This is a genomic window from Streptomyces macrosporus (genome assembly GCF_039533145.1).
Classification (GTDB): domain Bacteria; phylum Actinomycetota; class Actinomycetes; order Streptomycetales; family Streptomycetaceae; genus Streptomyces; species Streptomyces macrosporus.
The window spans coordinates 85,364-106,122 of record NZ_BAAASZ010000006.1; the positions used below are offsets into that span (position 1 = coordinate 85,364).

21 protein-coding genes are annotated in these 20,759 nt (G+C 73.7%); 14 read left to right on the top strand and 7 right to left on the bottom strand.

Annotation, left to right across the window (positions count from 1 at the left end; genetic code table 11):
- The first annotated feature begins 275 nt into the window (after nucleotides 1–275).
- Entirely contained in the window at nucleotides 276–1,235 is a 960-nt protein-coding gene (locus tag ABD335_RS03315) for a glucosyl-3-phosphoglycerate synthase (RefSeq protein WP_344320506.1), read from the top strand.
- A 206-nt stretch (nucleotides 1,236–1,441) separates the two neighbouring features.
- Entirely contained in the window at nucleotides 1,442–2,911 is a 1,470-nt protein-coding gene (locus tag ABD335_RS03320) for an alpha,alpha-trehalose-phosphate synthase (UDP-forming) (protein WP_344320507.1), read from the top strand.
- A 98-nt stretch (nucleotides 2,912–3,009) separates the two neighbouring features.
- Here the strand turns inward: ABD335_RS03320 and otsB are convergent, their stop codons facing one another.
- Nucleotides 3,010–3,873 (bottom strand): trehalose-phosphatase, encoded by an 864-nt coding sequence (gene otsB / locus ABD335_RS03325; RefSeq protein WP_344320508.1) that lies wholly within the window; start codon nucleotides 3,871–3,873, stop codon nucleotides 3,010–3,012.
- A gap of 78 nt (nucleotides 3,874–3,951) precedes the next feature.
- Nucleotides 3,952–4,212 (bottom strand): DUF3263 domain-containing protein, encoded by a 261-nt coding sequence (locus tag ABD335_RS03330; RefSeq protein WP_344320509.1) that lies wholly within the window; start codon nucleotides 4,210–4,212, stop codon nucleotides 3,952–3,954.
- 192 nt (nucleotides 4,213–4,404) lie between these two features.
- On the opposite strand from ABD335_RS03330, the gene ABD335_RS03335 reads away from it, so the two are divergent.
- The 6 genes from ABD335_RS03335 to ABD335_RS03360 all read left to right on the top strand — a co-directional run bounded on the left by ABD335_RS03335 (nucleotide 4,405) and on the right by ABD335_RS03360 (nucleotide 10,775).
- Nucleotides 4,405–5,352 (top strand): SIS domain-containing protein, encoded by a 948-nt coding sequence (locus tag ABD335_RS03335; RefSeq protein ID WP_344320510.1) that lies wholly within the window; start codon nucleotides 4,405–4,407, stop codon nucleotides 5,350–5,352.
- Nucleotides 5,353–5,443: 91 nt separating this feature from the next.
- Nucleotides 5,444–6,457: a DUF5954 family protein gene (locus ABD335_RS03340; protein WP_344320511.1), complete on the top strand. Its 1,014-nt coding sequence runs from the start codon at nucleotides 5,444–5,446 to the stop codon at nucleotides 6,455–6,457.
- A gap of 247 nt (nucleotides 6,458–6,704) precedes the next feature.
- Nucleotides 6,705–7,604 (top strand): ROK family protein, encoded by a 900-nt coding sequence (locus ABD335_RS03345; RefSeq protein WP_425583541.1) that lies wholly within the window; start codon nucleotides 6,705–6,707, stop codon nucleotides 7,602–7,604.
- Nucleotides 7,601–8,788, top strand: coding sequence for an N-acetylglucosamine-6-phosphate deacetylase (gene nagA / locus ABD335_RS03350; protein ID WP_344320513.1), 1,188 nt, complete (start codon nucleotides 7,601–7,603; stop codon nucleotides 8,786–8,788). Before ABD335_RS03345 ends, nagA begins: the two co-directional genes overlap by 4 nt.
- A gap of 147 nt (nucleotides 8,789–8,935) precedes the next feature.
- Nucleotides 8,936–9,880 (top strand): 1-phosphofructokinase family hexose kinase, encoded by a 945-nt coding sequence (locus ABD335_RS03355; protein WP_344320514.1) that lies wholly within the window; start codon nucleotides 8,936–8,938, stop codon nucleotides 9,878–9,880.
- A 34-nt stretch (nucleotides 9,881–9,914) separates the two neighbouring features.
- Nucleotides 9,915–10,775, top strand: coding sequence for a class II fructose-bisphosphate aldolase (locus ABD335_RS03360; RefSeq protein WP_344320515.1), 861 nt, complete (start codon nucleotides 9,915–9,917; stop codon nucleotides 10,773–10,775).
- On the opposite strand, the gene ABD335_RS03365 is transcribed toward ABD335_RS03360, so the two are convergent.
- Both ABD335_RS03365 and cdgB read right to left on the bottom strand, forming a co-directional pair.
- Nucleotides 10,765–11,718 (bottom strand): carbohydrate-binding protein, encoded by a 954-nt coding sequence (locus ABD335_RS03365; protein WP_344320516.1) that lies wholly within the window; start codon nucleotides 11,716–11,718, stop codon nucleotides 10,765–10,767. The genes ABD335_RS03360 and ABD335_RS03365 overlap by 11 nt on opposite strands.
- 104 nt (nucleotides 11,719–11,822) lie before the next feature.
- Nucleotides 11,823–13,469 (bottom strand): diguanylate cyclase CdgB, encoded by a 1,647-nt coding sequence (cdgB, locus tag ABD335_RS03370; RefSeq protein ID WP_344320517.1) that lies wholly within the window; start codon nucleotides 13,467–13,469, stop codon nucleotides 11,823–11,825.
- Nucleotides 13,470–13,807: 338 nt separating this feature from the next.
- Between cdgB and ABD335_RS03375 the strand changes: the two genes are divergently transcribed.
- The 4 genes from ABD335_RS03375 (at nucleotide 13,808) to ABD335_RS03390 (ending at nucleotide 17,495) form a co-directional block, all read left to right on the top strand.
- Complete coding sequence (locus tag ABD335_RS03375; RefSeq protein ID WP_344320708.1) at nucleotides 13,808–14,365, top strand: flavin reductase family protein; 558 nt, start codon at nucleotides 13,808–13,810, stop codon at nucleotides 14,363–14,365.
- Nucleotides 14,366–14,482: 117 nt separating this feature from the next.
- The gene (locus ABD335_RS03380; protein ID WP_344320518.1) at nucleotides 14,483–14,938 is read left to right on the top strand and encodes a hypothetical protein; all 456 of its coding nucleotides are present in this window, start codon (nucleotides 14,483–14,485) and stop codon (nucleotides 14,936–14,938) included.
- Between the two features lie 12 nt (nucleotides 14,939–14,950).
- Complete coding sequence (locus ABD335_RS03385) at nucleotides 14,951–16,294, top strand: WXG100 family type VII secretion target (RefSeq protein WP_344320519.1); 1,344 nt, start codon at nucleotides 14,951–14,953, stop codon at nucleotides 16,292–16,294.
- Between the two features lie 64 nt (nucleotides 16,295–16,358).
- Nucleotides 16,359–17,495 carry a S8 family serine peptidase gene (locus ABD335_RS03390; protein WP_344320520.1) on the top strand — a complete coding sequence of 379 codons (1,137 nt, stop codon included), beginning with the start codon at nucleotides 16,359–16,361 and terminating at the stop codon, nucleotides 17,493–17,495.
- A gap of 97 nt (nucleotides 17,496–17,592) precedes the next feature.
- Here ABD335_RS03390 and ABD335_RS03395 read toward each other — a convergent pair whose 3' ends face one another.
- Nucleotides 17,593–18,036, bottom strand: a complete 444-nt coding sequence (locus ABD335_RS03395) for an ALF repeat-containing protein (RefSeq protein WP_344320521.1) — start codon at nucleotides 18,034–18,036, stop codon at nucleotides 17,593–17,595.
- A gap of 336 nt (nucleotides 18,037–18,372) precedes the next feature.
- Nucleotides 18,373–18,801: an alternative ribosome rescue aminoacyl-tRNA hydrolase ArfB gene (gene arfB, locus ABD335_RS03400; RefSeq protein ID WP_344320522.1), complete on the bottom strand. Its 429-nt coding sequence runs from the start codon at nucleotides 18,799–18,801 to the stop codon at nucleotides 18,373–18,375.
- A 198-nt stretch (nucleotides 18,802–18,999) separates the two neighbouring features.
- On the opposite strand from arfB, the gene ABD335_RS03405 reads away from it, so the two are divergent.
- Complete coding sequence (locus tag ABD335_RS03405; RefSeq protein WP_344320523.1) at nucleotides 19,000–19,575, top strand: TerD family protein; 576 nt, start codon at nucleotides 19,000–19,002, stop codon at nucleotides 19,573–19,575.
- Nucleotides 19,576–19,706: 131 nt separating this feature from the next.
- Here the strand turns inward: ABD335_RS03405 and ABD335_RS03410 are convergent, their stop codons facing one another.
- Nucleotides 19,707–19,913, bottom strand: coding sequence for a hypothetical protein (locus tag ABD335_RS03410; protein WP_344320524.1), 207 nt, complete (start codon nucleotides 19,911–19,913; stop codon nucleotides 19,707–19,709).
- Nucleotides 19,914–20,235: 322 nt separating this feature from the next.
- On the opposite strand from ABD335_RS03410, the gene ABD335_RS03415 reads away from it, so the two are divergent.
- Nucleotides 20,236–20,733 (top strand): hypothetical protein, encoded by a 498-nt coding sequence (locus ABD335_RS03415; protein WP_344320525.1) that lies wholly within the window; start codon nucleotides 20,236–20,238, stop codon nucleotides 20,731–20,733.
- Nucleotides 20,734–20,759: the final 26 nt, after the last annotated feature.

Consider the following 20,759-nt stretch of genomic DNA (forward strand, 5'->3'; position numbering starts at 1 on the left):
ACCGCGAGACGAACCGCCCACGGAGCCGCACACGGGACACGCACAGGAACACACTCGGAAGCCGCACGGACGTTCCGGGACCGGAGGCCGGGGAACACGGCACCGGCGGTCGGCGGCGGGCGACCGCGAACCGACCGCCGACCCGCCGCCGACCGATCGCCAACCGATCACGAACCCTTCACCACCGATGCCGAGAGCGCCCGGGTGACCCGGCTCCCGCAGAATGCCCGGGGCGCCGGGAACACCCAGGACGCCGAGGATTAGGGAGGCGACACGTGCTGGACGAGGTCGACCGCTGGCTGGAACGACGCTCCTGGAGCGCTGTCGACCGCCCGCTGCCCCGGCTGCTGGCCGCGAAGCGGGCGGCGGGACCGGCAGGGCGGGTGAGTGTGGTGCTTCCGGCACTGAACGAGGAGGCGACGGTCGGGGACATCGTCGCCGCGATCCGCCGCGAGCTGATGACCGAGGAGACGCCCCTGGTCGACGAACTGGTCGTGATGGACTCCGGCTCCACCGACCGCACCTCCGCGGTCGCCGCGGCCGCGGGCGCGCGGGTGGTCCACCGGGACGACGTCCTGCCCCGGCTGCCCGCGCTGCCGGGCAAGGGCGAGGTGCTGTGGCGGTCGCTGATGGTCACCAGCGGGGAGATCGTCTGCTTCGTCGACGCGGACCTGCGGGACTTCGACCCGGCCTTCGTCTCGGGCATCGTGGGCCCGCTGCTGACCGAGCCCGACCTGGCGCTGGTCAAGGCGATGTACGACCGCGCGATCGGGAACGCCCCGGTGGGAGGCGGCCGGGTCACCGAACTGGTCGCGCGGCCCCTGATCAACCTGTACTGGCCACAGCTGGCGGGTTTCGTCCAGCCACTGGGCGGGGAGTACGCGGCCCGGCGCTCCCTGCTGGAGCGGCTGAGCTTCCCCGTCGGCTACGGCGTCGAACTGGGCCTGTTGGTGGACGCGCTGCGCACCGTCGGGCTCGACGCGCTCGGCCAGGTCGACGTGGGCGTGCGCAAGCACCGCAACCAGGACGGCCCCGCCCTGGGCCGGATGGCCGCCGCCATATACCGCACGGCCCACGCGCGGCTGGCGCGCGGCCCGCTCATACGCCCGGAGCTGACCCAGTTCGAACGCGGCCCCGACGGGAGCTTCGTTCCGCGCACCCACCCGGTGGACACCGAGGAACGTCCGCCGATGCGCACGGTCCCGGAGTACGCCGCCCGGCGCCACGCGGCCTGAGGGCACCGCGCCGCCCCGGTGCGTCCCGGCCCCGCCGGCGCGCACCGGGGCGCGCCGCCGCGCGCCCGGGTCCTCCCGGCGCACCCGGAACGTCCCGCGGCCACTCGTGCGGTTACCGGCCCGTACCGGCCCACCTGGCAGAACACGGACGCCGTGTGACGAGAACCGCACGTTTGCGCGGTCCGGACAGCGGCTAGGTTCCGGTCATGGTCACTCGGCACCAGGTACTCGTCGCGTCCAATCGCGGACCCGTCTCCTACACGGTCGGGGAGAGAGGCGAGCTGACCGCCAAACGCGGCGGCGGCGGGCTGGTCTCCGGCCTGTCGACCGTCAAGGGCGACGCGGTGTGGGTGTGCGCGGCGCTGGGGGACGGCGACCGCGAGGCCGTCCGCCGCACGGACGGCAGGCTCGACCCGGCCGACACCGGCGGCCAGACGGTGCGGATGCTGGACCTGGCCCCGGAGGTCTTCGCGGACGCCTACAACGGCATCGCGAACTCCGTGCTGTGGTTCGTCCACCACATGCTGTACCAGACCCCGCTGGAGCCCGTCTTCGACACGGAGTTCGAGCGGCAGTGGCGCTCCTACGAGACGTACAACGCGGCGTTCGCCGACGCCCTCGCCGAGGAGGCCGCCGAGGGCGCGGCGGTCCTGGTGCAGGACTACCACCTCACCCTCGTCCCCGGCATGCTCCGCGAGCGGCGGCCCGACCTGCGCATCGGGCACTTCTCGCACACCCCCTGGGCGCCGCCGGACTACTTCCGGATGCTGCCGGACGACCCGGACGGCGGAGTGGCCGCCGAGGTGCTGCGCGGCGTCCTGGGCGCCGACCGCGCGGCCTTCCTCACCCAGCGCTGGGCCAACGCGTTCACCGAGTGCTGCGTGAAGCTGCTGGGCGCGGAGGTCTCCGTGGACGACGACGGCGAGATGGTGGTGGTGCACGAGGGCCGCGCGACGCGGATAGGCGTCCACGGCCTGGGCGCCGACGCGGACTTCCTGCGCGAGCGCTCCCGGCGCCCGGACGTGGACGAGCGGATGGCCGCGCTGCGCGAGCAGATCGGCCGCGACGGGGACGGAAACGCTCGGAAGGCGATCGTCCGGGTGGACCGCACGGAGCTGTCCAAGAACATCGTCCGCGGCCTGCTCGCCTACCGCCGGCTGCTGGACGACCACCCCGAGTGGCACGGCCGGGTCGTCCACGTCGCCTTCGCCTACCCCTCCCGGCAGGACCTGGCCGTCTACCGCGACTACACCGCGGAGGTCTCCCGGGTGGCCGAGGAGATCAACGCGGTGTACGGCACGGAGGACTGGACGCCGGTCGTCCTCCACGTCAAGGACGACTTCGCGCGCTCCCTCGCGGCGTACCGGCTGGCCGACGTCGCCCTGGTCAACCCCATCCGGGACGGCATGAACCTGGTCGCCAAGGAGATCCCGGTGGTCTCCGACCACGGCTGCGCGCTGGTGCTCTCCCGCGAGGCCGGGGCGTTCGCCGAGCTGGCCGAGGACGCGATCACCGTCAACCCGTACGACATCGGCGCCACCGCCGACGCCCTCCACCGGGCGCTGTCCATGGACGCGGGCGAGCGCGCCGAGCGCACCAAGCGGCTCGCCGCCGCGGCCACCGCGCTGCCGCCCACGGCCTGGTTCACCGACCAGTTGAACGCCCTGCGGCGCTGACCCGCGGCGCCACCCGCGGAAAGAGCTTCCCGGGCCGGTGCCCCGCTCGCCGGAGCGGGGCACCGGCCCGGACCGTCCCGCCCGTGCCGGGCGGCCCGTCAGTCCGCCAGGACGTCCGCCAGCCGCCCCAGCAGCCCGACGACCCCGGACGGGCCGTCGACGACCAGATCCGCCCGTTCGGCCAGCGCGGTGACCTCCTCGCTGCCGCTGCACACCAGCACGCCGGGGACGCCCTCGGCGCGGAGCCGGTCCACCGCGTCGTACGCGGCGAGGTCGCCCAGGTCGTCGCCGCCGTAGAGCACCGAGCCGGCGCCCGTCTCGCGGAGGAAGTCCGCCAGGGCCCTGCCCTTGTCCACGCCCGGGGACCGCAGCTCCAGGACGAACCGGCCGGGCTCGACGGCCAGGCCGTGCCGCTCGGCCAGCCCGCGCAGGGGCTCGCGCAGCAGCTCGAAGGCCGCCGTGGGATCGGCGGCGCGGCGGGTGTGGACGGCGACGGCCCGGCCCTTGTCCTCGATCCGGATGCCCTCCGGGGCGCCCGCCTCCTCCAGCACGCCCGGCAGTTCCTTCCGCACGGCCGCCACGCCGGGGTGGGGCGGCGGGGTGCGCGTCTCGCCCGTCGCCGCGTCCCAGCGCTCCGCGCCGTACGCGCCGAGCACCACCAGGTGCTCCAGGCCCGGCACCCCGGCGAAGCCGCCGTGGCGCACCGCGATCTCGGCCGGGCGTCCGGTGACGATGACGACGGACCGCAGCACGGGTGCCAGCCGGGCCAGGACGGGCACGGCGTCCGGGTGGGCGCGGGCCTGGTCGGGGTCGGGGACGATCGGGGCGAGCGTGCCGTCGAAGTCGAGGGCGACCACGGCCCGCCCGGGGTCGGCCAGCAGCGCGGCGAGACCGTCGCGTCCGGCGGGGGTGGTCGGTTCGGGGAGCTGCTCGGGAAGGGAGTGAGAGGAGTGGCTGCCCATGCTCGGGACACTACCCGGTGCCGGGCGCCCCATCTCCGCCCGTTCCGGCCCCGTTCCGGACCGTTCCGGCCCCCGGCGCTATCCCCGCCGGTCGCGCCGCTCGTCCCGGCGGCGCCGGAGGCGGTTGACCGTGACCGGGTCGTGGGCGAGGGCGCGCGGGTCGTCCAGCAGGGCGTTGAGGAGCTGGTAGTACCGGGTGGGCGAGATCCCCAGGCGCTCGCGGATCGCCCGCTCCTTGGCACCCGGGCCGGGCCAGCCGCGCCGCTCGATGGCGAGCACGGCCTCGTCCCGCTCGGACAGGCCGGCGCCCTCGTTCGGCCGCTCGCTCCCGGTGCTCATCTCTCCAACCTACTGCCGCTCTCCGACACCGCATCCCGGCTTCCCCCGCCCGTTCCGGGGGCCGCGCCACGCCGCGTATCGCTTCGGCAACGGTCCTTCACCCCCCAGGTCGGGGCTGCTATCCACGTGCTTGTACCCACGGGAAGAGATCACCCGCCGACCGCACGCCACCCCGTTTCGAGGAGCCCTCGCATGGCCGCCGCAGAGCAGTCCCGTACCGCCGCCGAGATCGCCACCCAGCCGAGTTCCTGGCGGCGGGCGGCCGAAGCGGCGGCGGACGCCGCCGACGCGCTGCCGCGCCCGGGCGAGCGGGTGGCGGTGACGGGCTGCGGCACCTCGTGGTTCATGGCCCAGGCGTACGCGGCGCTGCGCGAGGCGGCCGGGCAGGGCGAGACGGACGCCTTCGCCTCGTCGGAGTTCCCGAGGGGGCGCGCGTACGACCGCGTCGTGGCGATCACCCGCTCCGGCACCACCTCCGAGGTGCTGGACCTGCTGGCCGCGCTGGCGGGCCGCGTCCCCACCACCGCCCTGACCGCCGACCCGGCGACGCCGGTCGTGGACGCCGCGGACCGCGTCGCCGTCCTGGACTGGGCGGACGAGGAGTCCGTCGTCCAGACCCGTTTCGCGACGACGGCGCTGGCGCTGCTGCGCGCGGGCCTGGAGCGGCACGGCGAGCTCCCGGCCGGGGTGAAGCCGGTCGACCGGGCGGCGGTCGACGCGGAGCTGGCCGTCACCCAGCCATTGCCGGAGGCGGTGCTCACCGCCGAGCAGTGGACGTTCCTGGGCCGTGGCTGGACGTACGGCCTGGCCCTGGAGGCGGCGCTGAAGATGCGCGAGGCGGCCGGGGCGTGGACGGAGGCGTACCCGGCGATGGAGTACCGCCACGGGCCCATCGCGATCACCGGCCCGGGCCGGGTCGCCTGGCTGCTGGGCTCCCTGCCGGAGGGGCTCTCCGGCGACATCGCCGGGGTGGGGGGCACCCTGCTGGCGGACTCCGACTGCGCGGGCACCGGCGAGCGGGCGCTCGACCCCATGGCCGACCTGATCCGCGCCCAGCGCCTGGCGGTCGCCCTCGCCGAGGCCGCCGGCGCCGACCCGGACCGCCCCCGCAACCTCACCCGCAGCGTGATCCTGCCCTGACGCGCCGTCACGCGACGTTCCGCGCTCCCCGGTCGCGGGCCGAAACCCCGATTCGGCTGACGCCGCGCGACCGGGCGAACACACTGTGCGCATGAAGGACCACCGTGAGAAACCGCCCGCCCACCTGACCATCCGGGTCGGCCTCCAGGACGACCCCGTCTCGCAGGTCACCGAGTACGACACCCTCCGGGCGTCCGTGCGCTACCCGAGCGTCGTGGTCAGGGGACCCGTGTTCGGTTTCGCCGAGCAGCGGCCGGAGGACGGGTCGCGCTGGCGGCTGCTGAGCGACATGGACTCCGGTTTCCCGCAGCTCGCCCGGGACTCGCTCAACTCGTACCTGTGGTTCACGGCCAGGGACGACACGGAGGACCGGAAGCTGCGCCGCCGGCTGCTGGCCGCCGTCGCCCGGCTGGACACCCGGCCGGTGAACGAGGTCGCCGTGGGCGACACCCGCTACCGGATCGTGCGGGGGGACGAGTTCGCCCGGATCGGCCCCGAGGGGCTGGAGCCGCCCCGCCCCACCGACCCCGAGCCGCCGACCGGGGACCTCGGCGGCCTCGGCGACCGGTCGCCCTCCCGCACCAAGGGCTTCGTCGTCGACCACGCCGCCGCCACCGGCATCATGCAGGGCATCCAGCGCATGGAGGTGCTGTCGCTCGCCTACCGGTCCGAGCGCTACCCGAAGGACGTGCGGGAGGACTCCCTCCGCGCCCTGGAGACCCATCCCGGGGTGGTCCTGCTGCCCGCCGCCTTCGCCGTCGCCGAGGAGAAGGAGGACGCCTGGGAGCCGCTGACCGTCTCGCTCCCCACACCGCTGGACGCCCGGCGGTCGCTGGTGAACCACCTGACCGACATCCTGCCGAGGTTCCACGGCGTCCGCGGCGAGGAGGCCGCCGCGTACGCGCGGGCGGCGGAGAAGTACCGGGCCGCGCCCGGCGACGAGTTGCGGGTGCGCGGGCGCTGCTTCCGGATCATCCGCGTCGAGCGGCTGATCCGCGTCGGCCCGGACGGCCCCGAGACGCCCCGCCCCTCCGACCACGACCCGGAGCCGCCCATGCGGATCCACCCCGTGATGGACGACCGGGGGAACATCGTCCGCGACTGAGCCCGTGGGGCGCGGGATCGCCGGTCCCGCGCCCCACGGCGCGGTCGGGACCCGACACGCGACCGCGTCCGCTGCCGCGCGCTCCGCACGTTCCCCCCGTCGGGAGGCGCGCCGCGGCGGCCGGCGGGCGGAAGATCGACGAGTGGACTAGACCTTTCCCGGCAGGCACGGGAGACTGTTGTCCGTGACTGCTCGGGACAACGCCACAGCCGCGTACGTCGTCGCGCTCGACGTGGGCGGGACCGGGATGAAGGGCGCCCTCGTCGGCGCCGACCACTCGCTGTCGCACCAGGCGCGGCGGCCCACCGCCCGGGACGACGGGCCGCGGGCCGTGGTCGACGGCGTGCTCGCGTTCGCCGCGGAGCTGTGGGAGGCCGGAATCGAGCGCCACGGCACGGAGCCCGCGGCCGTGGGGCTGGCCGTCCCCGGGATCGTCGACGAGGCGGAGGGGACCGCCGTCTACTCCGCCAACCTCGGCTGGCGGGACGTCCCCCTGCGCGAGCTGCTCGCCAAGCGGCTGGACGCGCCCGCCACCCCGGTCGCCCTGGGGCACGACGTGCGCACCGGCGGACTCGCCGAGGGACGGATCGGGGCGGGCGCGGGCGTGGACCGCTTCCTCTTCGTGGCCCTGGGCACCGGCATCGCCGGGGCCATCGGCATCGACGGCCGGGTGGAGCCCGGCGCCCACGGCGGCGCGGGCGAGATCGGCCACATCACCGTGCGTCCGGACGGCCCCGCGTGCGGGTGCGGACGGCGCGGCTGTCTGGAGCTGTTCGCCTCCGCCGCCGCCGTCGGCCGGGCCTGGGCCGACGCGTGCGGCGATCCGGGGGCGACGGCGGCCGACGCCGCCGCGGCCGTGGTGTCCGGCGACGCGCGGGCCGCGGCCGTCTGGCACGAGGCGGTCGACGCGCTCGCCGAGGGGCTGGTCACGGCGCTGACCCTGCTCGACCCCCGGGTGCTGATCGTCGGCGGCGGCCTGGCCGAGGCGGGCGAGACGCTCTTCGCCCCGCTGCGGGAGGCCGTGCGCGCCAAGGTCACCTTCCAGCAACTCCCCACGATCGTTCCGGCGGCCCTGGGGGACGCCGCCGGGTGCCTGGGTGCGGGGCTCCTCGCCTGGGACCTACTCTCCGCGGAGGTTTCGAGTTGACGACCGAGCCGAAGACGGCCACGACGGCACAGGCGGCGGGGGCCCGACGCACGGTGCTGACCGGTGCCCGGGTGGTCCTGCCGGACGGTGTGGCCGAGAACGGTCGGGTGACCGTCGAGGGCACCCGGATCGCCCCCGACGTCCCCGGCGAGCCGGGCACGCTCGACCTGGCCGGGCACTGGATCGTGCCGGGCTTCGTCGACCTGCACGTGCACGGCGGCGGCGGTGCCTCCTTCTCCGCCGGCAGCGCCGAGGAGGCGCTCAGGGCGATCGCCACCCACCGCGCGCACGGCACGACGACGATGGTCGCCTCCACCGTCACCGGCGACCTGGACGACCTCGCCCGGCAGGCCGCCGTCCTCTCCGAGCTGGTCGAGCAGGGCGATCTGGCGGGCATCCACTTCGAGGGGCCGTTCATCTCCCCCCACCGCTGCGGCGCCCACGACCCCGACCTGCTGCGCGACCCGCACCCGTCCGACGTCCGCAAGCTGCTGGACGCGGCGCGCGGCGCGGCGCGGATGGTGACGCTCGCGCCGGAGCTGCCCGGCGGCCTGGACTCGGTGCGGCTGCTCGCCGACAACGGGGTGATCGCGGCCGTCGGCCACACGGACGCCACGTACGAGGCGACGCTGGAGGCCGTCGAGGCGGGCGCGACGGTCGCCACGCACCTGTTCAACGCGATGCCCACGCTGCTGCACCGCGCGCCCGGTCCGGTGGCGGCGCTGCTGGAGGACGAGCGGGTCACCGTCGAGCTGATCAACGACGGCACGCACCTGCACCCGGCCGTGCTGGAACTGGCCTTCGCCCGCGCGGGCGCGGACCGGGTGGCGTTCGTCACCGACGCCATGGGGGCGGCCGGCATGGGCGACGGCGTCTACCCGCTCGGACCGCTCCAGGTGCGGGTCACCGACGGCGTCGCCCGGCTGGTGGAGGGCGGCTCGATCGCGGGCTCCACGCTCACCCTGGACACCGCGCTGCGCCGCGCGGTGACGGTGGACGGCCTGCCCGTCCCGGACGCTGTCATGGCCCTGTCGACCACGCCGGCGCGGCTGCTGGGGGTCGCCGACCGGGTGGGGTCCATCGAGGCCGGGAAGGACGCGGACCTGGTGGTGCTGGACGCCGAGTACCGGCTCACGGGGGTCATGCGCAAGGGCGAGTGGGTGGTCCGCCCGGATATGGGCTGATCGTTCCCCGCGACGGGTGAGGCGGTTGTCCCGGAGCCCTGGGCCAACCGCCTTCGCTTTGGCATGATCGCTCGCGCGGTCGGCGTCCCTACGTCACCGTAGGTCCGCGGAATGTTCACACACTCGCCGGTGGGAGGTGGAAACCGGATGATCCTGACCGTCACGCTCAACGCGGCTCTGGACGTCACCTACCGCGTTCCCCGCCTGGAACCCCGCGCCTCCCACCGTGTCCGGGAGGTCGCCGAGCGCCCGGGCGGCAAAGGGCTGAACGTGGCCCGGGTACTGGCCGCGCTGGGCCACGAGACGCTGGTGACCGGATTCGCGGGCGGCCCGACGGGCGAGAGGGTCCGGGAGCTGTTGGCGGAGGTGACGGAGGCCGGCCCCGTCGGGGACGCGCTCGTGACCATAGCCGGCACCACCCGCCGCACCGTGAGCGTCGTGGAGGAACCCGGCGCCCCCGGCGGGGCCACGCTGTTCAACGAGCCCGGACCGCCGATATCCCCGGCCGAGTGGGAGCGCTTCCTGACCGTCTACGGCGAACTCCTCGCCGGCGCCGACGCCGTCGCGCTCTGCGGCAGCCTGCCGCCCGGCGTGCCCGTCGGCGCGTACGGAACGCTGGTGCGCACGGCACGCGCCGCGGGCGTGCCCGTCGTGCTGGACACCAGCGGGGAGCCGCTGCGGCGCGGACTCGCCGCCCGGCCGGACGTCGTCAAGCCCAACGCCGAGGAGCTGACCGGGATCACCGGGAGCACCGAGCCGCTGCACGCCGCGCGGCTGGCGCGGCGGCGCGGGGCGCACGCCGTCGTGGCCTCGCTGGGCGCGGAGGGGCTGCTCGCGCTCACCCCGGACGGCACCTGGCGCGTCGAGCCGCCCCGGCGGGTGCCCGGCAACCCGACCGGCGCGGGCGACTCCGTGGTCGCCGCGCTGCTCTCCGGCCTCGTCGAGGGGCTGTCCTGGCCGGACCGGCTGGTGCGCGCCACCGCCCTCGCCGCGGCGACCGTGCGGGCCGAGGTGGCGGGCGAGTTCGACCGGGCGGCCTACGAGGAGCTGCTGCCCTCGGTGACCGTCACCCGGCAGATGGTGGCGGCGTGAGGCGCGGCACGGGAACCGCGGGGACGGAGTAGGCATGCCACTGGTCGGCACCGGAGAACTCGTCACGGCCGCGCGCGCCGCCGGCCGCGGCGTCGCGGCGTTCAACGTCGTCACCCTGGAGCACGCCGAGGCGATCGCCGCCGGGGCGGAGACCGCGGGCGCCTCGGCGATCCTCCAGATCTCCGAGAACGCGGTGCGGTTCCACGGCGGCCGGCTCGCCCCCGTCGCCGCCGCGGCGGCGGCCGTGGCACGGGCCTCCGACGCGCCGCTCGCCCTCCACCTGGACCACGTGGAGAGCTTCGAACTGCTGCGCCAGGCGCCCGCGGCGGGGTTCGGCTCGGTGATGTTCGACGCCTCGAAGCTGCCCTACGCCCGGAACGTCGAGGCCACCGCGCGGGCCGTCCGCTTCGGCCACGGACACGGCATGTGGGTGGAGGCCGAGCTGGGCCGGGTCGGCGGCAAGCCCGGCGACCCCGACCGCACCGCCCTCGACGCCCACGCCCCCGGGGCGCGGACCGATCCGGCCGAGGCCGCGGAGTACACCGCCGCCACCGGTGTGGACGCGCTCGCCGTCGCCGTCGGCAGCTCCCACGCGATGACCGAGCGCACCGCCGTCCTCGACCACGACCTCATCGGCGAGCTGCGCCGGACCGTCCCCGTCCCCCTGGTGCTGCACGGCTCCTCCGGCGTACCGGACGAGGAGCTGCGACGGGCCGTCGCGGCCGGCATGACCAAGATCAACGTGGGGACGGCGCTGAACGCCTCCTTCACCGGTGCCGTCCGCGCCTTCCTGGAGCGGGACGCCGCCGTGGTGGACCCCCGGAAGTACCTGCGTCCGGCGCGCGAAGCCATGGCCGAGACGGTCGCGGCCTTCCTGAAGACGGTCAGTTCTTGACGTGGCCCTCCTTGAGCCACACCTGGTCCAGGACGAAACCGCACTGGTTGCCCTGCTCACAGGAGACCTTGACCGTGTTGGTGCCCTTGTTCAGCTCGACCCAGGCGAAGGTGCGCGTCCAGCCCTTGTCCCACTCGCCCTCGCCCGCTCCGGCGAAGTTCCTCATGTTCAGCGGCTGGCCGTGGGGCTTGCCGTTCACGGTGAGGGTGGAGTCCGCGTCCTTGCCGGGCACGCCGTAGCCGACGAACAGCGTGTACTTGCCGGCCTCGGGGACGTCGAAGACCCAGCTCACCGAGGCGCCGGGCTTGTCGAGACCCGCGACGTACGCGCCGCTCCTGGCCCGGGAGCCCTGGATCTCCTTGGCCACCACCGCGCCGCCCTCGGGGCGGAGGCTGGCCGCGTCCTCCTTGGGCAGGGCGCCCGGCTTCTTCTCGGCGCCGTTCTCGTCCTTGCCCTCGCCGTCCCCGGCCGCGCTTCCGCCGCCGGCCTCGGCGGTGGGGACCGTGGAGCCGTTCGCCTGCGGGTTGGTCGCGTCGTCCCCGTCGCTGAAGGCGATCGCGGCCCCCACCCCGATGACCACGGCCGCGACGACCGCGATGGCGCCGATCAGCAGGCCGTTGTGGTTCCGGCCGCCGCGCGCCGCGGCCCTGCCGCGGCCGGCGGGAGCGCCCTGCCGGGCGGCGGCACGGCCGCCGGGCACGGTCTCGGGGGCCGCGTAGTGGGCGTTCGGCCGCCCCGGCTGCTGCGGGGGCTGCTGGCCCTGCTGCCCGCCGTACCGGCGCTGGCCGACGGCGCGGACCTGGTTGTACGAGGTACGGGGAACGCCGGGTTGCTGTGTCGCCGTACCTCCCGCGCCACCGCCCGTACCGTCCTCGGAGCGGTAGAGGTAGGCGAACGGGTCGTCGTTGTCCGGCGTGCCCGAGCCGTTGTTACCGGCGGTCATTCCGTGCGCTCCTCTACTACAGGTGCCTGCCCGGCGCAGCCTACCTCTTTCGGGTTAAAGGGCGGGCCGCCCTCGCCCCCGGGCCGCCCCGCCCCGACCGGACCTCACCCGGCCCGGCGGTGCGCCTTCGCCCTCGCCCGCTTCTCGACGTACATCCGCTGGTCGGCGGATTGCAGGACCTCGTCGGCGGACATCCCGCACCCCGCCCAGCTGATCCCGAAGCTCGCCCCCACCCGCACCGCGCGGCCCTCCACCCGGATGGGCGGGGTGATCGCGTTGCGCAGCCGTACGGCCAGGTCGGCGGCGTCCGCGCGGCCCAGTCCGTCCGCCAGCACCACGAACTCGTCACCACCCAGACGCGCGACGGTGTCGTTGTCGCGCACGCCGTTCGACAGGCGCCGGGCGACCTCGATCAGCACCGCGTCGCCGCAGTGGTGGCCGAAACGGTCGTTGATCGACTTGAAGCCGTCGAGATCGCAGAAGAGGACCGCGAGCCCCTTCTCCGAGGGGTCGTCGCTCGCCGGCGGGACGGTGTGCACGTGGTGGTCGTAGCCGCCCACCGGGTCCGTCCCGACCCCGCCGAAGGTGTCGACGGCGTAGGCGTCGTACGCGCCGTACGTGCCGTCGTACGCGCCGTCGCCGGGCCCCATCTGCGCCGCGTCGGGCATCCTCGTGGGCTTGTCGCACAGCCGGGCGCTCAGCCGGGCGCGCAGCTCGGCGCTGTTGGGCAGGCCGGTGAGCGAGTCGTGGCTGGCCCGGTGGGCGAGCTGGAGCTCGTGCCGCTTGCGCTCCTCGATGTCCTCGACGTGGGTGAGCAGGAAGCGCGGCCCGTCGGCCGCGTCGGCCACCACGGAGTTGCGCAGGGACACCCACACGTAGGACCCGTCGCGCCGCGCCAGCCGCAGCTCGGCTCGGCCGCCCTCGGCGGAGGTGCGCAGCAGGGTGGACAGGTCCTCGGGGTGGACGAGGTCGGAGAAGCTGTAGCGCCGCAGCGCCGACGCCGGGCGGCCCAGCAGCCGGCACAGCGCGTCGTTGGTGCGCACCAGCCGGCCGTGCTGGTCGCCGCCCAGTTCGGTGATGGCCATGCCGCTGGGCGCGTACTCGAACGCCTGCCGGAAGCTCTCCTCGCTCGCCCGCAGCGCCTGCTGCTCGCGCTCCAGCCGGACCAACGCGCGTTGCATGTTCGCTCGCAAACGGGCGTTGCTGATCGCGATTCCCGCCTGGAAGGCGTACATCTGGAGCGCTTCGCGCCCCCACGCGCCGGGGCGCCGCCCGCTGCGCGGCTTGTCGACGGAGATCACGCCCAGGAGTTCCCCGTCGGAGGAGTACATCGGCGCCAGGAGGATGTCCATCGGATGCCACTCGTCGGCGTACCGGGGGGCCGGGCCGGCGGTGTGCCACTGCGGCACGTCGTCGTCGAGCAGGACCCATGCCTCGGTGTACGGGATGAAGCGCAGCTCCCCCCAGCGCTCGCCCAGCGCCAGGCGGCGCTCCCAGGCCGCGCGCGAGCCCGTACGGCCCGCCATCATGGCCTCGGCGCCCTCGCTGCCTGCGACGGCGGCCACCACGAGGTCCCCGTCGGGCTGGACGAGGTTGACCGCGGCCAGCTCGAAGTCCAGCCCCTTCACGATCCCGTCGGCCACGGTCTGCAGGGTGTCCGCCAGGCTGCGCCCGGTGTTGAGTTCCGCCATGGACTGGTGGAGCTTGCGCAGGGTGGCGAGGCGCACGTACGGCTCCGACTCGGCTTCCATCGCCCTCCCCCTGAAGACTTGAGTGAGCAACTCCAGATGATCCGGGTTTTAACGTTCCTCTGTCGTCAAGCCACTGAATCACAGCGAGCTGCCCAGTCGGTACACAGGGTCAACAATTGATGCCCTGTGTGACCCATGTCACAACAGAGCGTGGGTGCGCGGTTGCTGTGCGTGGGAGCGATCCACCCTGCTCCACACCCGTACCGAACGCAAATTCCGCCCCTGACCTGCGGATCGTTCAGCCAATGTACCTAGGTCCGGCCTGGTCCCGGGGACCGATGCACACCCCGCCGGGAGCGTTTAGCGTGCGGAGTGTGCACCCGACACCGCAGCAACAGATGTCCCAGAACGTCCCCACCTCGCACCCGTCTCCCGGCGTCCCCCATCCTGAGGGGGTGACCGAGGAGGAGTTCCGCGCCACCATGTCCCGGCTGGCCGCGGGCGTGGTGCTGGTGACGGCGCACGACCCCGAGGAGGGGCCGCGCGGCGAGGACGTCGGGATGACCGCGACCTCCTTCCTCTCCGTCTCCCTGGACCCGCCGCTGGTGCTGGTGAGCGTGCGCGAGGACTCCCGGATGGACGAGCTGCTGGAGAGGCAGCCGCTGTGGGCCGTGTCCATGCTCGCCGAGAGCCAGCGGCACATCGCCGGACGCTTCTCCATGCGCGGCCGCGTCAGCGACCGGCTGCTCTTCCAGGACATGCCCTGCACGCGCGGCGAGGCGTCGGGAGCGCCCCTGGTCGGCGGCGCGCTGGCGACGGTGGAGTGCCGCACCGAGCAGCGCGTGAGCGCCGGCGACCACACGCTGGTGATCGGCCGGGTGCTGACCACCTCGCTGCCGGGCTCGGAAGGCGGACCGCTGGCGTACTTCCGCGGCCGCTACCGCCGTCTGGCGTGAACCACGGCATTCCGCCCGCCCCTCCCACCGCCGGGCGGGCGGAGCCGCGCCCCCACTACACTGACGTGACACGACCATGGCAGAACGTGACCGCTGACCGGGGGGACGGGGCAGAGCGTGACGGACTCGCGTGACACGGGCGGGGGCAAGGACCTTTCGTACGAGCCCGAGACCCTCGCCTCGTTCAAGAAACGCATCGACGACATCCTCGACCGGCTGGAGACGTCTCCCGCCTCCCACAAGCACATCAGCGACCAGACCGTCACCCCGGACGCGTACGGCACGGGATTCAGCGCGGCGGAGGACCTGTCGGCCCAGTACGAGAAGGCCCACGAGCGGCTGAAGACCCTCTCCCGGCTGTTCGGCGAGCAGTTGGAAGCGCTGGGCATCGCCACCCAGATCGTGGACAAGGGCTACGAGAACGTCGAGGACGAGTACAAGGAGCGCTTCCAGGCCATCCGGGCGCGGGTGGAGGAGCACCACGAGTCCCGGCGGGACGATCGGCGGACGGAGCGGGACACCACGGTCGAGGGCGGCAAGAAGTCCGTCGACGCGGACACGGACTTCAGCTAGGGGGAGGCAGGAATGGCCGGAGGAGAGTTCGAGGACAAGTCGCTCGCGGCGCTCAACTCGATGGTCGCGAACGCCAACCCCAAGGTGCTCACCTCGCGGGGCGAGGCGCTCGGCAAGGCCGGTTCCGACATGGACGGCATCGGCACCGATCTGCGGGCGTACATCGAGCGCGTGGAGTGGGAGGGCGACGGCGCCGACGCCTTCCGCGAGTGGGGTCGGCAGTTCGCGCTGGAGACCATGCGGTTCGCCGTGTACGCCCGCACGCTCGGGCACCACATGGTGAACGCCGGCCAGGCCCTGACCGAGGTCAAGGCGGCCATCCCGGAGCCGGAGGGGATGTGCTACGCCGACCCGGAGAAGGACAAGGCCCGCCAGAAGGCGGAGGAGGCCAAGCGCCAAGAGGCCATCAACCAGATGAACCGGCTGTCGTCGTACTACCGGGCGGCCGGGGAGAGCATCCGGGGGGCGGAGGAGCCGGACTTCAAGCCGCTGCCAGGGAGGGGAGAAATATACGCGGGCGCGAATGCGCCAAGTGCAGCGTCGAGCGGCGGTTCGGGAGAAACGGTGGTACGCCAAGAGCCGAGCACCGCGTCCGACAGGGCCGTGTCCAGCCGAGACGGAGCAGAGGTCCGTCCCTCTCCCGGTGCCGACCGTCCCGCTTCCTCGGTCGAGCGGCCCGCTCCCGTGGTCGAGCGCCCCACCCAGGTGACGATCGACTCCGTCGCTCCGGCTCCCGTCGGTGAGGCCCGGCCGCAGACCGCCAACCCCGCTCCCCCGCAGCCTTCCACCGGGCCGTCGGCCCCGTCCGTGGCTCCGGTGGTGCCCACCGCACCGGTCCAGCGGGGCGGCCAGACGCCGTCCCGCGCTCCCTCCGTCGGCCGGTCGCCGGTCGTCGGCGGGGGGAGCGTCCAGCCGCGAACCCCCGGCGGCAACGGTGTCATCGGTGGTACGCCCCGGCAGCTGGGCAGCCCTGCGACCGGAATCCCGCAGGGGACCGTCGCCGGTGGGAACCACACCCCCGCGGGACGCCCTGTGGGCGGCGGTCACCCCGGAGTCCCGGGCGGTGGAGCCCCCGCCAACAGAGGTGTGTATCCGGGACGTCCCATGGCGTCGCAGCCCGGCGGCACGGTGGGAGCCCCGCGACCGGGGAGCAACCACGGACGGGCTTTCACCCCGGGCGGCACCGGGCTCGTCCAGGGAGGCACGGCCGTCCCCGGCACGGCAGCGCGGCCGACCACCACGAGTCCCCCGCCGGAGAACCGCCGACGCGGCAACGACCGGCCCGACTACCTCGCCGAGGACGAGGAGACCTGGGCCGCGGAGCGGCGGAACGTGGTGCCACCGGTCATCGACTAACTCCGAGGAAGTGCACTGTTCCATGCGAACCCATGCCCTCCCCCCACAGAGGCGAACGCTGACCGTGACCGCCCTGCTGGCGGCCATGCTCGTGCCTCTGGGCCTGTTCTCGCCTCCAGCCGCCGCCGACATCAGGCCGGACCAGCAGTGGTATCTCGACGCCATGAAGGCGTCGGAACTGTGGAAGGTCAGCAAGGGTGAGGGTGTGACGGTCGCCGTCCTCGACTCCGGCGTGAATCCCACACCCGGTCTGAAGGGCAAGCTGCTGCCGGGAAAGAGCTTCGCCTCTGCTGATCCTGACGCCCATGAGGACGAGAGCGGCCATGGGACGGACATGGCAGCCCTGATCGCCGGATCAGGAGCGGGCGACACCCTTCGAGGTCTGGCTCCCGCAGCGAAGATCCTTCCCCTGCGAACACACGTCACGGATGGTCTCTTCAGCGATCACGACACACTGGTCGAGGCTATTCAGTACGCGGCCAGGAGCGAAGCCAAGATCATCAACATCTCGCAGAACCTGACCGGTGTGGACAACGAGACGCTTGCCGAACTCCAGGACGCGATCGACGAGGCCAACGAGCGCGGCAAGCTCGTCTTCGCCGGCAGCGGCAACGACGGCCGCCGGGCGAAGCACGACTACCCGTCGGTGCTCCCCGGTGTCGTCGCCGTGGGCGCGGTGGACAAGACCGGAACGGTGGCCGACTTCTCCAACTACGGCCCGCACCTGGCCCTCACCGCCCCTGGCGACCCTGGCGGTACGAGTGTGGCGACCGCCATCGCCTCCGCCTCCGCCGCTCTCATCTGGTCCAAGCACCCCGACTGGACCAACCACCAGGTCCTGCGCGTGATGATCGAGACGACAGGCATGTCGGAGCGGGGCGAGGAGCCCAGCATGTACCTCGGCCACGGCATCGTCAGGCCCGGTCAGGTGCTCATCGACGGCGACGGCGACCCCGGCCCGGCCGACGAGAGCCCGCTCTTCTCCCGGTACTTCGCCTCCCTCGACGCGTCGAAGTCGCCCTCCCCCGCCACCGGTTCCGAGGACGCGAAGAACCCTGACGCCGCCGAGAAGGAGCAGACCGCCGCGGGGAAGGAGAGCGGCAGCGACGGGTTGCCGTGGGTGCCCATCGGCATCGGCGCCGCGGTGCTCGTCGTCGCCGCCGGTGGTGCCGTCTTCCTCGTCAGGCGCCGCCAAGCCTGACCTCCGGCCGGCCACGCCGACACACGACGCCGCCCGTCCCGATCCCGTGGGGGATCGGGACGGGCGGCGTCTTCCTCACCGGCCTCCGGGAGCCGGTTCAGCCGTCCACCTCGTACCGGCCGACCTCCAGGAAGTAGCGCAGTTCCTCCGGAGTGCCCTCCAGGGCCTTCTCCGCAGCGGCCCGCAGGGCGTCACTGATGTTCGGATCGGCGAGGATGCGCGCGACGGCGACGCGATCGTCCTCGGCCTGCGCCTGCCAACGGCCGACCTCCAGGAAGTACCGCAGGTCCTCGACCGTGCCGTCCAACGCCTCCTGCGCCTCCCGCCGCACCGCCCTGCCGGTGTTCGGATCGGCCAGGATGCGCAGGACGGCGACGCGGAGGTCGTGCTCCGACTCGGAGCCGGTGGAGGTGCCGTCCGTCGTCGTGGTCACGGGGGCGGAGGGGGGTGCCGTCTCGTCGGCGAGGGCCGGGGAGGCGAACAGAAGGGTCGCCGCCACCACGGACGCCGCCGTCACCACCACCGCACGGGTCGATCTCACGCCTGAATCCGCCTTCCTGTAAAGGGAATTGAGAGGCTGCCAGGCTAATCGCGCCCCGATGACCAGGTCATTCGCTTTTCCCCGGGTGCCCCGGACGCCCCGGCCCGAGGACGGTCGACGGTCCTGCGTCGGCCTGCTTTCGGGCGCGGCGCTCGGCCACGCGTCCGCCCACCACCCTCAGCACGACAGCGCCCACGCCGACCCCACGGCCAGGACCGACACGCGGTGGTCACCCTCCTCGGCGTACGGCGCGGCCGGTTCCCGGTTCGGAGCCTGTCGGTCTCGGCCGGAGAGGGCCTTCCCGGCCGGCGCGTCGTCGGCGGCCGGGGAAGCGCCCTAACCCCAGTCGCGGCCGGAGCGGCCCCGCTTGATCTCGGAGCGGTGCTTCTTGCTCCGCAGCCGCCGCTCGTTGATCCCGCGCGGGACCTTGCTCTTCTTGCGCGGGCGCGGCGGCGGGGCCGTGGCCTCCGCCAGCAGCGCGGCCATCCGCACGGCCGCGGCCTCGCGGTTGCGCCACTGGGAGCGGTGCTCGGAGGCCCGGACGACCAGCACCCCGTCCACCAGCCGATCGGCCAGCCGCTCCAGCGCGCGCTCCTTCCACACCGGGGGCAGCGCCTCCGTCCGCGCGAGGTCGAAGCGCAGCTCGACCCTTGAGTCGGACGTGTTGACGTGCTGGCCACCGGGCCCGGAGGACCGGGAGAAACGCCAGGTCAGCTCGGCCTCCGGCAGGGAGACCGAGCCGCGGATGAGATAGGGCCCGGACATGCCGTCCATGTTCCCGCTCCCGCCGTCCGTCGTCACGGCGTTTTCCGACGCACCGGGCCGATCGCTTGGCAAGAGGGTAAAGAAGGCAAAGGATCGTGGAACCCTGCTCCCCTCCGTCGGCGTTGGAGGGAGTAGAAACGAACCGGACAACAGGCCGGACACCGGGCCGGCAGAGAACCACCACGGAAGGGCATCCCCATGGCTGTAAGCCTGTCCAAGGGCGGCAACGTCTCGCTCACCAAGGAGGCCCCCGGCCTGACCGCCGTGACGGTCGGCCTCGGCTGGGACGTCCGTACGACCACCGGCACCGACTTCGACCTGGACGCCAGCGCCATCGCGGTCAAGGCCGACGGCAAGGTCTACTCGGACCAGCACTTCGTCTTCTTCAACAACAAGTCCACCCCCGACCAGTCGATCGTCCACACCGGTGACAACCGCACCGGTGAGGGCGCGGGCGACGACGAGCAGATCAACGTCAACCTCGCCGCGCTGCCCGCCGACATCGACAAGATCGTCTTCCCGGTGTCCATCTACGACGCCGAGTCGCGCAGCCAGAACTTCGGTCAGGTCCGCAACGCCTACATCCGCATCGTCAACCAGGCCGGCGGCTCCGAGATCGCCCGCTACGACCTGAGCGAGGACGCCGCCACCGAGACCGCCATGGTCTTCGGCGAGCTGTACCGCCACGGCGCGGAGTGGAAGTTCCGCGCGGTCGGCCAGGGCTACGCCTCGGGCCTGGCGGGCATCGCCCAGGACTTCGGCGTCAACGTCTGATCGAACCCGACACCGACCCGACGCTTCACCGAGGGCGTCCGGCACCGCGCAGGCGGTACCGGGCGCCCTCCGCGTTCACCGGGGTCGCCGACCGTCCGGTCCGTGGCAGGGGCAGCCGCGGCGCAGGACGGTCACGCCCTCGCAAGGGCGGCCCCCACCCGCACGCCGTGGATCACGGACGGCCCGACGTCGACGCCGTCGAGAGCCGACACCAGGGCCCGGCGGCGTTCGTACTGCTCGTAGGCGATCAGGTAGGGGCGGACCAGGGGACTGCCGTCGCCGTCGGCCGGATCGTCGCTCCTCCATCGCCGTCGTGCAGTCGAAACCGGTACGGCCAAGGCCGTGACCAGGAGCGACCGGCGGGCGGCGCGCGTGGGGACCGAGTGAGGCGGACGGGCCCGGTGCCGCCCGTTTCCGGGGAGCACGAGCAGCGTCCCGAGTCGGGCGAGGCAACGGCGGATAAGGTCGTGCACGTCGATCTGCTCCAATCAGGTCGGCCATGCCCCCGGACCGGTGCCGGCGGTCGCGGAGAAGGGCATCGAGCAGACGGTCCACGGCAAGGGCACGTTCGTGGCCGAGCCGGCACCGGACTCAGCCGACGCCCAGGAGTAACGGGCGCCGCCGCGTCGTCCCCTCCCCCGGCGTGCCACCATCGCTTCCGTGCTCGACATCGGCTACGCCCTCTCCTCCCGCTTCCCCGACCCGCCGCAGACGGACTACCGCACGGCGGACGTGCGGACGCTGCGGCACGACCTGTTCTGCGGCGACGTCTACCTCGCGGACACCGAGACCGACCGGGAGCTGTCCACGGCCCGGGGGACGGTGCCGGTGCTGGACTTCGCCTGGGCGCTGTGCGACATCGCCGAGCAGCTCGACCGCGATCCCCTCGGCAGCCGCGCCTCCCGTCCCCGGTACGCCGAACTGGACTTCGTGGAGTCGGCCGACAACCTGCGCTTCACGCGCCGCTTCGGCTGGGTGGACATCACCGCCGACTGGCTGCCCGCCGACGAGCCGCCGCTGACCGTCGACCACGGCATGTTGCGCCGCGAGGCCCGCGACTTCCTCCACGACCTGATCGCCGACCTCGTCGACATGCACGAGGGACTGGGCGACAACCCCGTGATCTGGGACCTCCAGGCCCGCTTCCCGCGCGTGTGAACCGGAAACACCGGGCGCGGGTCCGC

What these genes read in the sequence shown, in the direction of transcription:
- ABD335_RS03340 (WP_344320511.1), top strand. Translation starts at nt 5,444, where the DNA reads ATGAAGGACCACCGTGAGAAACCGCCCGCCCACCTGACCATCCGGGTC.
- ABD335_RS03365 (WP_344320516.1), bottom strand. Translation starts at nt 11,718, where the DNA reads ATGACCGCCGGTAACAACGGCTCGGGCACGCCGGACAACGACGACCCG.
- otsB (WP_344320508.1), bottom strand. Translation starts at nt 3,873, where the DNA reads ATGGGCAGCCACTCCTCTCACTCCCTTCCCGAGCAGCTCCCCGAACCG.
- ABD335_RS03345 (WP_425583541.1), top strand. Translation starts at nt 6,705, where the DNA reads ATGAAGGGCGCCCTCGTCGGCGCCGACCACTCGCTGTCGCACCAGGCG.
- cdgB (WP_344320517.1), bottom strand. Translation starts at nt 13,469, where the DNA reads ATGGAAGCCGAGTCGGAGCCGTACGTGCGCCTCGCCACCCTGCGCAAG.
- ABD335_RS03330 (WP_344320509.1), bottom strand. Translation starts at nt 4,212, where the DNA reads ATGAGCACCGGGAGCGAGCGGCCGAACGAGGGCGCCGGCCTGTCCGAG.
- ABD335_RS03360 (WP_344320515.1), top strand. Translation starts at nt 9,915, where the DNA reads ATGCCACTGGTCGGCACCGGAGAACTCGTCACGGCCGCGCGCGCCGCC.
- ABD335_RS03320 (WP_344320507.1), top strand. Translation starts at nt 1,442, where the DNA reads ATGGTCACTCGGCACCAGGTACTCGTCGCGTCCAATCGCGGACCCGTC.
- ABD335_RS03335 (WP_344320510.1), top strand. Translation starts at nt 4,405, where the DNA reads ATGGCCGCCGCAGAGCAGTCCCGTACCGCCGCCGAGATCGCCACCCAG.
- arfB (WP_344320522.1), bottom strand. Translation starts at nt 18,801, where the DNA reads ATGTCCGGGCCCTATCTCATCCGCGGCTCGGTCTCCCTGCCGGAGGCC.
- ABD335_RS03385 (WP_344320519.1), top strand. Translation starts at nt 14,951, where the DNA reads ATGGCCGGAGGAGAGTTCGAGGACAAGTCGCTCGCGGCGCTCAACTCG.
- ABD335_RS03355 (WP_344320514.1), top strand. Translation starts at nt 8,936, where the DNA reads ATGATCCTGACCGTCACGCTCAACGCGGCTCTGGACGTCACCTACCGC.
- ABD335_RS03405 (WP_344320523.1), top strand. Translation starts at nt 19,000, where the DNA reads ATGGCTGTAAGCCTGTCCAAGGGCGGCAACGTCTCGCTCACCAAGGAG.
- ABD335_RS03375 (WP_344320708.1), top strand. Translation starts at nt 13,808, where the DNA reads ATGTCCCAGAACGTCCCCACCTCGCACCCGTCTCCCGGCGTCCCCCAT.